We start from the raw sequence: 11,903 nt of genomic DNA, 5'->3' as shown, positions 1-11,903 counted from the left end.
ACCATAACAATTAACTAAAATGGGAGTTTTACAGGAATCAGCAGAGTGGGAAAACGGGATCTATCAGATAGAACAGTCGGATGTGGTACGGGGAGGTGATCCGCAGTCTGGTGGTGTTGCTAACTGGCAGGCTCAGCAACTAGCCAACAGAACAAAGTACCTATATAATAATTTCAACAAACGAAAAGCTGTAACCATCAAACAAGTCTTAGCAAACATTCAATTGACTTTGCCTGATATAGTGGATAAGGATGTCGTTTTGGATATTGCAAGTAGTGGGAAAACAATTACCGTAAATACTTCGGGTATTATCGATGGGATTATTATTTCTTTTACTGCACTTGGGGCCAACAGAAACGCCGCAAAAATAGAAACAGGACTCCCCATAGAAGTAACTCCAGATGATGAGTTTAAAACGGATTTGTGGATACATGGAGGAGAAAGCTTTTCAGCCGCTTATTACGGAGGTAAACTCTATATGATCAGTGGAAATATTCATCTGGAAAATATAGGACAGGTACTCTATGGATATACTCCGCAATCTTTTTGTCTTCCAGCAAATGGTACTATTGTGAACCGTGCAGATTTTCCAAGGCTTTGGATGCTCGTCAGCAAATACGCAAATATCGTTACAGATACCCAGTGGCTCAGTGGTAATGGCTTAAACAGTGGATATTTTTCTTCAGGAAATGGCACTTCCACTTTTAGACTCCCCGATCTAAGGGGACTTTTTATCCGTGGACTCGACGCCGGAAGAGGAATCGACCTGGATAGAAATTCAGCCACTTTTAAAGACGGCTCTTTTCAAACAGACGCTATCAAAAAACATAAACATCAACTCGATGATATTCATCCTTATGGTGGATTTGCAGATGTAGGGGGCGGATTTGATGGCGGAGGAAATAACTTTAAATGGCGTAAGAATGAAACATTTGAGCTGGGAAGTTATGAAACAAGACCCCAAAACATAGCCTTAACACCTTATATAAGATTTTAAGATGGATACACTGAATATAAAAAATAAGATCAACCAAAACATCAAAGACAATCAGGCCAGAGAAATTACGGCTGAAAAAGTCAGAGAGGTATTAAACTTAATGACAGATGATATTAACACCGCAAAAGCCGATAAAACGGAAGTAGAACAAAGTATTGCCAATCAGGATCAAAGATTGCAAACCCACATTAATAATCAGGCAAACCCACATAATACAACTAAATCTCAAATAGGATTAGGAAACGTTGATAATACTTCGGACACCAATAAACCGGTATCTACTGCAACTCAAGTGGCTTTAGGAAATAAAGTTGATAAAACAACAACGACAATAGCAGCACCAGATATGACATTCAAGTATGTATACATCCTTGATGAAAGTAATAATGTACGAAGAATGCTTGCCGGTGATTTAGGGAAAAATGTAGCTAATTCCGCTTTGACATCCGTTGCTGATGCTGGGTTAATATTTGGTGCAAATTGGACTATTAATACAGCGGGATTCTATTATTATGTAAAGAATTTACCAGACAAATCAATAGATTCAACTTTTGTAAGAATGCGAGTTCAAGATACAAATGGTCAAGAGGCATGGAGTAATGGTAAAAATGTTGTTTTGCGTTTTCCTTCCCTGGCAACGGATGCCGAAAAAACAACATTTAGAAATGGATTGAAACTGTCAACTGAAAATTTCTCTACCGGTACCCCAAGAATTGATGTTTTACTACTTCCTTTTATTGACAATACAAAGAATTTCATTCAATATACAACACTCGTAGGATTAAATCTATTCGTGGATAATGTTACCCCAAATGCCTATATCAAAATTAAAAGAATGAAGGATATAAACGGTACAAATCTTCCGGCACCCGAAGTATATGATGTAGATAATTTCACTGTACTACAGAATTTTCCCAATAACCTGAATTTTGGAATCAACTGGAGTACAAAGCCTGAAGGATATTACCAGGTTTTTGTAACCCATAACAATATGACAAACGCAAGCTCCCCGGAATTAATCGTAAAAGAAGGATTAACTTACAGCCAGTTTACAGGGATTGCTAATTGGCAGAAAGCTTCGGGAGGTGATGCGTCAGTAAATAATACTGCTATCTCATCAGGTTCTCAAAGTACCCTGTATTACTCGGATAATCTAATCACTACAGCAGAGATTAACGCTGGCTTTATGGTCTCTTTTTCTTTAAATAACCAATTAGGGAACTATGGAGCGAACTTCGTTGGATTTTGGAGATGTGGTTTAATTGGGAACGGTGATGGTGTGTTCTATGGAGTTCAATATTACGATGGTGTTGGTACAGGTATGTTACCTAACACTACATTAGCCATCAGAAATGATACTTTTCATATCGCATATTATAATGGAGTCGTCTATGTGATCGCCGAATCGAATGGAAAAACATATCAGCAATTTAACAGTACTTTTAATTTGTACCCTAAACGTTTTGTATTCCAATTAGGCGGAGGGGGGCAAGGCTCTATAAGTATGCAATTACTCGGAAAAATTCTATTGTCTTAAAAATTAAAAGCATGAACGAACATTTAAACGTACCCGAAAATATTCAAAAAATTACTTTTTTGTAATCAGTTTGTTCTGCACATTAGGTAAATACCTTATAAAGTGGGATTATAAGCTTACTACATTATATGCCATTCTAAAAAAGTAGCAATCTTGTTTTTTGACCGTTTTTTCCATCTATTTAAAGCATCCGAAATGGATGCTTTTGTTATATAGAAAAACGACCATAACAATAAATTCAAGTCAGTACTTTTTCCGTTTTGCTTGGCCAATTAGAAGTTCAAAAAATATCTCTATATTAGTACCCATAATTTTTACGAAAAAAGCGTAAGCTCTATCGAATTGGTATTAGAAAACTAGGAATCTTCTGAAAAGACCATATTTGATAGACTTACGCCCATGTCCTATACTGGGCACTGGGCGGAGTCTTTCTGGTCTTTGGGTATCCTAGTACCTCTAATACGGATTAACTTTTGCTCCGTGCCTTTCTTTTTATAAAAAATATGAGAATTTTTTCGGAGTTGTGATGTAACACGTCACGTTTTGTCGCCGTGTCGTGATAGCTTTGCATTAACATATAAGAATGAAATTAAAAACAAAAATAAAAGCATATGAATATATTTTGATTTTTTCCCGTAAAACCCCGGAACTAAAATACCGTGATTTTACGGATTGCCAGAAATAGCAATCGTCCATAAGTTCGCTTCTGGAAAAACAATAACAAATGAGAGAAAAGAAATTACGTTTTTCAGCTTAATTTCTTGTATGCACAGTATAAGGAATTCCTGTATTTCTTTTTGTGTAGGGCTTTAAAGCCTTAAGGTCTTCTGAGACTATCTGTACAGTTCTGCTTTTTTAAAACAGACTCCATTACCATTTCTAAAAACAAACATTATGAAAACATTCTATCTATCAGGATAACAATATCTTGTCATGCAAAATATCGTTAAATACGGTATTAATTCTCATTTATTGAGATCACTACAATCTAATTTCAATTTTAAAACAAAAAACAATGAAAAACCTTTATTTGAGTACATCTTCTGAATGTACCGCTCCAGGCAAGTCGGCCCGGAGAACCATAATACAAAGAAAAATACTCCCTTTGCTTTCCTTACTGATTGGCTTTTGGGGATATTCACAAACCGAAGTCTATTTTAAATATGATCAGGCAGGCAGCCAGAAATACCGTGGACCTGAAGACCTTGCCGGAAAATCTTCGAAACAACTTAGAACAGCTTCTCTGGCCACAACCCAGATGATGGATGAAAAGAGTTTCTGGAAACAGGTAAGGCTGTACCCGGTTCCGGTGGGTGATATTTTAACTATTGACTGGACAGAGGAAACGGACAAACTGATAGAGTCTGTTTCTCTTTATCAGCACAGTACGGCACATTGGAAATTTCAGCAGCAGAATATTCCCGGACTGAACAGACAGTTAAAAATTAACATGACTGGTTATGATTGGGGAGTATATATTCTTCGCTTTACGTTAAAAGACGGAAGAGCTTTCAGTAAAAACATCACTAAAAGATAACACTGCTATGAAAAATTACAATCACAAGAAAATACAGATATTTTCATCGCTCGTATTATCTTTCTTGTCAATATTCTCCTTTGCTCAGAATTTCCATGATACTAAAGGAAATATTGAAGTCAACAGAGTTGGGCAGCTTCAGTTTTCTTTGCCCATAGATGTTGCTCCGGGAGTGAAAACAGTATCACCACAGGTGAGCTTGGTGTACAACAGTGAATCCGGCAACGGTATTGCGGGATATGGGTGGAGTATTTCTGGTATTACAGCCATCACCAGAACAGGCAAAACTATTGAAAATACCGGAGAGGTAAAAGGAATTCAGATGGACTTCTCTGATTACTACAGTTTTAATGGTAAAAGGCTGGTACTTAAATCGGGAGAATATGGTAAAGACGGTGCAGAATACGTAACAGAGAAATATTCCAACACGAAATTTAAATCTATAGGAACTGCCGCCGGATGGTATGGCCCGGAATATTGGGAAGTGACTTTCGAGGATGGTTCCCAGGCTTGGTATGGCCGTAATCCAGTTGCCAAAACGTCCACCGACTATTATATTGACGAATGGAAAGATCCACAGGGAAACTACATTTCTTACAGCTATGTCCAGGGAAACGGTGTTGCCATGATAAGCAGCATTACCTGGGGAGGTAATAAGGATCTGAATACACCTTCTATGAACACCATACAGTTCGCATATAATGATCGGGATTTAAAAGAAGAATCTTACATGCAGGGATACAAATTTTACAAAAATAAAATTCTTTCTGAGGTAAAGGTACTTACTTATAATAATCAGTTTAAGCGATACAGCATAGAGTATACTGGCAACGGAACCAATTACCAGTTTGCAGGGAAGATTACAGAATACAATGCCAATAATGAGGCTGCCAACCCTGTCACCTTTAATTATCCGGCTATGTCCAATTCATCTTATGCCGAATATACGGCAGAGCCGGAGCCCTTTACTGATGTTAAATTGGTTGGAGATTTTAACGGGGACTCCTATCTTGATTTCCTATTGAATAACGGTACTGTAAAGCTGGGTGCTTTTAATGAAACCTTTTCAACCGTTTCTACAGGTAAAACCTTTGCCGGTAACGCTAAAGTAGTCAGCACATTATTAGATGAAACCGGACAGGTCTATAATGGGAATGGAATTGTTGAATATAAAGACAGCAGAATTTATGGATATATTTTCAGGAACAATAATTTTGTAAAAGTATTTGATAAAAGTTTGGGTAACACTTTTTTTAATGGATTAGGTGATAGTTTAATCCTTGAAGTAGGTGATTATAATGGTGACGGAATACCTGATGCCTTTCTTGATGATGGGGGTCTCCCTGGATTTAATTCAAAAGCTATTGTAGACCTTAAAAATTCAGCTACTCCCTTAATAGGACTGCTACTCGATTCGGGAATCAATGAAAGTGGCTATAAGGATCGCAAGTATACAGATATAGATGGTGACGGAAAAGTAGAAGTTATCAGTGTTGCTGATTCACAGTATACCGTTTTTGAGTTTGTAAAATACAATGCCGATTCATACCTTCAGAAAATAAGGTTTTCCGGAAGCCTGCTGGAAAACAAGGACGCTGAATTTCCTGTCTTATATGGAGATTACAATGGTGACGGAAAACTAGATTTTGCAATTCCTATTACTGATAATGCTATAGGAAAACCTGATGACTGGAGATTTTACATGGGAACGGATAAGGGTTTTGTACCTTTCCTAAAAAAGGAATTCTTTACCTATAGAAAGTTCCAAAAAGAAATGACTAACAATTATGCCAAATTTGCCAAACAATATTTCTTTTCGGTCACGGACATGAACAAGGATGGGAAATCTGATATTGTTCAGGTATTCTCCTATAACCAGATCAATATGTTCAATGCGGGTGGCTCAAGAGATTTCGGTTATGTTGTAAGTGCTAAGATGGCTAATGGGTCTGATGTTAATGGAACACCGAACTTTACTCCCAACTGGTTATTTCAAAGTCCAACTTACAGCACACAGGATCTGCTCGATATTACCCTATTTACTCCGATTACCAATTCTATAAAATCCGGAAATAATTATTACAATGTCTTTTTATACTGGAAACAGTTCCTGAAAAAGATAAAAGGACCTACTCCTGTTTCTGAATTGGCAAGAATGGCTTCCATTACGCAGGGAGGGGTTACTACCTCGGTAAAATACATGGAAGTGGTTCCTGGGAATACCGCTGTTCCTGATTTCTATAAAAAGGAAAAGAATGAGATATATCCTTACTATGCAATGACAAGGGTAGACCAGGCTTACGCTGTTTCCCAGCTATTGGAAGAAGGCAAGAAGCAGGATTTCCGCTACAGGGGACTTGTAGGAAATTTGAAGGGTAAAAATTTATTAGGGTTTCATCAGATCGCCCGTTCTTCATGGTATGCTGATGGTTTTGAAAATACGAAAATATGGTCTGGATCACAAATAGATCCCGCTTTGGATGGAGCACCTGTAAAAGAATGGAGTATCAGAACCAATAATGAAAGTAATATTTTCCCTACAGATATTTCAGAGAATAACAGCCAGCTCCTGACTTTTGAATCTGTAGACTATAAAGCAGATAAGCTTCTGAATGGTCAGGTCATTACTTCTATTCCTTCAGGTAGTCAGTCCAAAGTAGTTACTGCTATTGTTCCTAAGTTTACCAAAACAAAAGATTTCTTAACAGGAACATTCATTCAGAAGGTAACGAGCTACGGGAACTATTATCTGCCTTCTAAAATAGAAATTAGTACCAATTACGGCTATGGTGTATCGACCACTGAGTTTGGCTACACTCATAATATTGGAGCAACAGGATCTAATTATTATATTGGAAGACCGACACATAAGGCTGAAAAAACAGAGGCTTATGGTGATGTAAAAAATACTTTTACAACCTACACCTATGAGAGTAATCTTTTAAAAAGTACCCAGTTTTTTCCTGGAAATGATGCGACCCAAGCTGTAACAGAAGAATATTCTTATGACGGGTTTGGGAATATAACGGCAAAAAAAACTATTTCAGGGATCGACGGAAATTCACAGTTACAGAAAATTCAGTATGACCCCACTGGAAGGTTTGTCATTAAGAAAACAGATAACCTGGGATTAGAAACCCAGATGACGTATAACAGTCTTGGGCAAATACTGATCCAAACAGATCCAAATGGCAACACTCTTACCAATACATATGATGTATGGGGTAAGCTAATGAGCTCTTCTTCCAGCCTTACAGGAACTACAACCTACGTGTACGCTAAAGACAATCAATACAATGAAACGATTACCCGTAATGATCCTGATGGCGATGTGGCAAAAGTGTTTACTAACAAGCAGGGACAGGAATATAAAACATCTTCCAAAGCTTTTGCACAGGGACAATACGTTTCTAAAGACATTCAGTATGATATACTAGGCAGAAAACTCAAGGAATCTGAGCCTTATTTTGATGGGCAGGGAGCCAGCCAGTGGAGTACCTTAGTTTATGATGATACTGTATTTCCGGCAAAGGTAAAAGCTACAGCATTTACCGGAAAGCAGACAGAAACCATTATCTCAGGACTAACTACAACAGTAAAAGAAACCAGTCAGCTGGATTATGGCAGGACAACTTCCCAGACCCTGGATGCTTTAGGAAATATCATATCATCTACTGATAAAGGAGGTACCGTACAGTTTTCTTATAATGCAGCAGGTCAGCAGACAAAGGCCAAATATGCAGAGCATATTGTGACTACGATGTATGATGACTGGGGAAATAAAATACGGGTAGAAGATCCTTCTACCGGAGTATATGAATATCAGTACCTTGGCTACATGGGAGCTCTGTCAAGAGTAATAAGCCCAAAGGGTGAAAAACGATATGGATATAACAACCTTGGGCAGCTTGTCATTCAGAATGAAAAGTCCACTACCGGAAACGAAACAGATAAAGAGATAAGTTTAACCTATAACAATAAGGGAAGACTAACTGAGAAAACAGGAACATCCAATGGAAAAAAGTATACATACACTATAAATTATGATCCACAAGGTAGAACTGTAGCCTCTTTTCAGGATACTCCGGAAGCTTACTTTTCACACAAAAATGTTATCCATGATAGCAAAGGAAGAATAAGTTCTTATGAAAAAGCGATACAGACTTCTGTAGGAACCACTAATGTTTCTGTTGAAAACTTATATAATCCATGGAATGGTGAGCTGTATCAGGTTAAAGATAAGAACTCAGGGAAAGTTTTATGGGAGCTGAAAGAAACCAATGCAAAAGGACTGTTGGTAAGGGCTAAATTAGGAGCGGCTGAGATTAATAATGAATATGATGGTAACGGATTTTTGACAAATGTTAATCATTCCTCGCCCATAAAACCGGATATTTTTAAGGCCACTTACAATTTTGATGCGATTAAAAATGAGCTAAAGAGCAGAAAATCAGTATTACCTTTCGAAACAGAATATTTTGTTTACGATGATAACAACCGTCTGATCAACTGGACAGATCCGATTTCAGGAGATATACCTTCTACCAATAGAAATATTTACGATGCAAAAGGCAGAATACTCGAAAATGATCAGGTAGGAACTATTAAATATGAAAATTCTGACAAGATCTATCAGGCCACAGGTATGACCCTGAATAGTGATGGGATGCAGAATTATGATCAGGATCTGGTTCAGACCGTTCTTTACAACGAGAATAATGATCCGGTGTATATTTCAGGGGAAAAGGGTTCTGTAGGATTTCAGTATGGTTTAACTGGGATGAGACAAAGGGTTACTTATAAAGGAATCTTTGACCCGGAAACAGATGGAGAATTCACCAAACTCTACAGTGAGGAAGGAAGCTTTGAAGTAGTAAAGAACAATATTAATGGAAAGGAAAAACATACCATTTACATTGAGGGTAGTCCATATGAAAGTAATATTGTATTTTTGAAAAACTTTGATGAGAGTAGTGGTTCTTTTAAATTTTTGCATAAGGATTATCTCGGAAGTATCATGGCCATTAGTGATGAAAAAGGAAACATGCTTGAACAAAGGCATTTTGATGCATGGGGTAATTTAACTCATCTTCGCATTGGAAAAAGTAAACTGGCTGTTGGTAAAGCCAGTATTGATGTCCTTTTAAATGTTTCCGGAGGGTTATTGATAGACAGAGGGTATACCGGACATGAGCACTATTTTGAAGTGGGAATCATCCACATGAACGGAAGGCTTTATGATCCTCTGCTAAGAAGATTCCTGAATGCAGATGAAAATATCCAGGATCCATTCAATACGCAATTCTACAACAGATATGGGTATGTGGCGAACAACCCGCTAATATATAATGACCCAAATGGTGAGTTTGCCTGGATTCTTATTGGTGCTGTAGCCGGAGCTTATTTCACAGGAGTAAAAGCCAATGGCTCATGGAATCCTGTACAATGGAACTGGGGCGCTACCTGGGGGAAAATTGCCATGGGCGCTGCTGTAGGGGCATTTACCGGAGGGGTAGGTGCAGCCGTTGGTTCTGCATCCCTTGCTGCTGCTGCAACCTATGGAATACAGGGAGGTCTCTTAGGAGGTGCTATTGCGGGAGCTTCAGGAGGAGCAGTTGCAGGAGCTATTAATGGTTTTGCCACTGCGGTAATGTTTGGGGAAAATGTTATAGAAGGGACTCTAATGGGAGGCTTATCAGGTGCTGCTATTGGAGGAGGCATGGGTGCTATTGCGGGAGCTGGAGGCCAGATTATTAAAAATTTGCAGGCTGCTAAAACAGGTGATTTACAGGGAACAATCCTTAAAGGAGCTCCAATTCAGGTAGGTAGAACACAATGGACCTTAAACAATACACCAAAAACTACAACAGTAGGAGCAACACCCAAGGTACCAAAGACAGGAACTTTAATAATTGGTGATGTTGAAAAAACAATTGCCGATGAAATTATTGGCTACCAAATTGTTGACGAAGCGCCTGTACCAATTTATAAGTCAGAAGTTCCTACCACATACAAAGGGGAATATATGAGGTCCAATTTGAAAATGGGCAGAGATTTACATACAGGATATAAAGCAAATGAAGCAGCTCAAGGCTTAGGTTACAAGGAATACAGATTACCAAGCGGAAAACGTATTGATTATCTTGATATTAATAATGGAAAAATATATGAGTTAAAACCATTAAATCCTACACAACTGAGAGCTGGCGAAAAGCAGTTACAAATGTATTTAGAAGAACTTCAATCTCCTGAAGCAATTAAAGCGAACCCTAGATTGAAAGATATTGAATGGAAAAAGATTTTAGAAGCCTACTATAAAAAGTAATTTATGAATAGTAAAGAATTTAAGAGCTTATTTGGCTCAATTGCTAAAGAAAATGATTATTTACAAGCCTTTGGTGGTTGGTATAAAGAAAGTCCAGAATGTATTGCAGTTCTGGAATTACAAAAATCAAAGTATGGCGATTATTATATGCTTAATATAAAAATTTTCATACAAGGTTCTTTTGATACAATCTATTCTCCTACAAAAGAATTGATAAAAAGTCCTATGGGAGATATTGGTAAACAGATAATTGATGATGTTTTATCTTTTGATAAAGCAATGCCTGACGAGTTAAGGAAAGAGCAACTGAATGAACTATTTAGTAATACTATTATACCATTTGTCAGTAATCTTATGACAAAAGCCAATATTATTGATTTAGAAAGCAAAGGAGAAATAACGCTACTTTCTTCTGTAAAAAAAGAACTGGAGAAACTTATGAAGTAATTATTCATAAGGCTATTAATTAATTTTAGAGTTGCCCGCATTTTGGGCAACTCTTCTTTAAAGAGAGAAAATCCTTTTAAGTCTAAAAAAAATTTAATCATATTATATGAAAAAACAATTACTAAGCCTATTCATAGTTATAGGCATTATGGCATTCGCTCAATCTACAGACGGACCAAGATTTGGTATTAAAGCCGGAGGAAACCTTTCAAGTATATCTGGAAGCGATTCCAAATCTAAAATTGGATTTTATGCCGGAGCTTTTGTTAATGTCCCAATTTCTGATGCATTCAGTATTCAACCTGAAGTTCTGTATAGCCAACAAGGAGCAAAAGTAAAAGGTGATTATGAGATGGCCACCTATACAATAAAGAATATGCAGCAAAACTTTGGTTATATGAATGTTCCTATAATGCTTCAATATAATGCCACTCCTGAATTTTATCTTGAAGCCGGCCCTGAGTTTGGGTTTCTTATCAATGCGCAGGCGAAAGGTGATATTAATGGACAAACTTATAAGGGCAATAATAAAGATTCATTCAGAACCTTTAATTTTGGAATGGGGCTTGGCATTGGTTATAAATTTAGTCCCAATATTGGAATTAATGCCCGTTATATTGCTGGCTTAACTGATACTGTAAAGTTTGGACTTGGAGAAACTTCCAAAAACACTAATTTCCAATTAGGAATGAACTACTCTTTTTAAAAGGAGTAAGAGCCTTTTAATAACAAGTAAGAAGCCCTGAATTGTAATATTTCAGGGCTTTATAGCTTTTAAATGATGCAAAATCAAAGTCTTCTTTGCAATCCGTCTCATTTGTGTATTAAATTTAATACTTTCACTTTTAAAAATTTCATATCTTGTGAGTATCTACTTTTTTAAATTCAAAACTAATTCCATCGATTTATATTGTGAATTTTCCCATTTTATATAATTCATAGACAATATCAGCTTCATGAAATGCATCATCAGCACCACGGTGTAGCTCTGTATAATCGGTTTTCCCAAAAAAGAAGTCATATGCTTCTTGAACATTTGGCCATTTGTAACCAGACATTG

6 protein-coding genes are annotated in these 11,903 nt (G+C 37.2%); all 6 read left to right on the top strand.

Going from position 1 to position 11,903, the window contains the following annotated elements; translation table 11 throughout:
• The first annotated feature begins 19 nt into the window (after positions 1-19).
• Positions 20-997, top strand: coding sequence for a phage tail protein (locus ACE3RB_RS18965; RefSeq protein ID WP_374465653.1), 978 nt, complete (start codon positions 20-22; stop codon positions 995-997).
• Between the two features lies 1 nt (position 998).
• On the top strand, positions 999-2,534 hold the full coding sequence (locus ACE3RB_RS18960) for a hypothetical protein (protein WP_374465652.1): 1,536 nt from the start codon (positions 999-1,001) through the stop codon (positions 2,532-2,534).
• Between the two features lie 1,015 nt (positions 2,535-3,549).
• Positions 3,550-4,071, top strand: a complete 522-nt coding sequence (locus tag ACE3RB_RS18955) for a hypothetical protein (protein WP_374465651.1) — start codon at positions 3,550-3,552, stop codon at positions 4,069-4,071.
• A gap of 7 nt (positions 4,072-4,078) precedes the next feature.
• Positions 4,079-10,396 carry an RHS repeat-associated core domain-containing protein gene (locus tag ACE3RB_RS18950; protein WP_374465650.1) on the top strand — a complete coding sequence of 2,106 codons (6,318 nt, stop codon included), beginning with the start codon at positions 4,079-4,081 and terminating at the stop codon, positions 10,394-10,396.
• Positions 10,397-10,399: 3 nt separating this feature from the next.
• Positions 10,400-10,843, top strand: coding sequence for a DUF4304 domain-containing protein (locus ACE3RB_RS18945; protein WP_374465649.1), 444 nt, complete (start codon positions 10,400-10,402; stop codon positions 10,841-10,843).
• Positions 10,844-10,949: 106 nt separating this feature from the next.
• Positions 10,950-11,549, top strand: a complete 600-nt coding sequence (locus ACE3RB_RS18940) for a porin family protein (protein ID WP_374465648.1) — start codon at positions 10,950-10,952, stop codon at positions 11,547-11,549.
• Positions 11,550-11,903: the final 354 nt, after the last annotated feature.

The sequence above is a fragment of the Chryseobacterium sp. genome, from assembly GCF_041914225.1.
Classification (GTDB): domain Bacteria; phylum Bacteroidota; class Bacteroidia; order Flavobacteriales; family Weeksellaceae; genus Chryseobacterium.
Note: the sequence above shows the minus strand (reverse complement) of the source record. Positions and strands in the feature narration are given on the sequence as shown.

Excerpts from the sequence above, each read along its gene's own strand:
- ACE3RB_RS18955 (WP_374465651.1), top strand. The coding sequence starts at position 3,550 with ATGAAAAACCTTTATTTGAGTACATCTTCTGAATGTACCGCTCCAGGC.
- ACE3RB_RS18945 (WP_374465649.1), top strand. The coding sequence starts at position 10,400 with ATGAATAGTAAAGAATTTAAGAGCTTATTTGGCTCAATTGCTAAAGAA.
- ACE3RB_RS18960 (WP_374465652.1), top strand. The coding sequence starts at position 999 with ATGGATACACTGAATATAAAAAATAAGATCAACCAAAACATCAAAGAC.
- ACE3RB_RS18950 (WP_374465650.1), top strand. The coding sequence starts at position 4,079 with ATGAAAAATTACAATCACAAGAAAATACAGATATTTTCATCGCTCGTA.
- ACE3RB_RS18965 (WP_374465653.1), top strand. The coding sequence starts at position 20 with ATGGGAGTTTTACAGGAATCAGCAGAGTGGGAAAACGGGATCTATCAG.
- ACE3RB_RS18940 (WP_374465648.1), top strand. The coding sequence starts at position 10,950 with ATGAAAAAACAATTACTAAGCCTATTCATAGTTATAGGCATTATGGCA.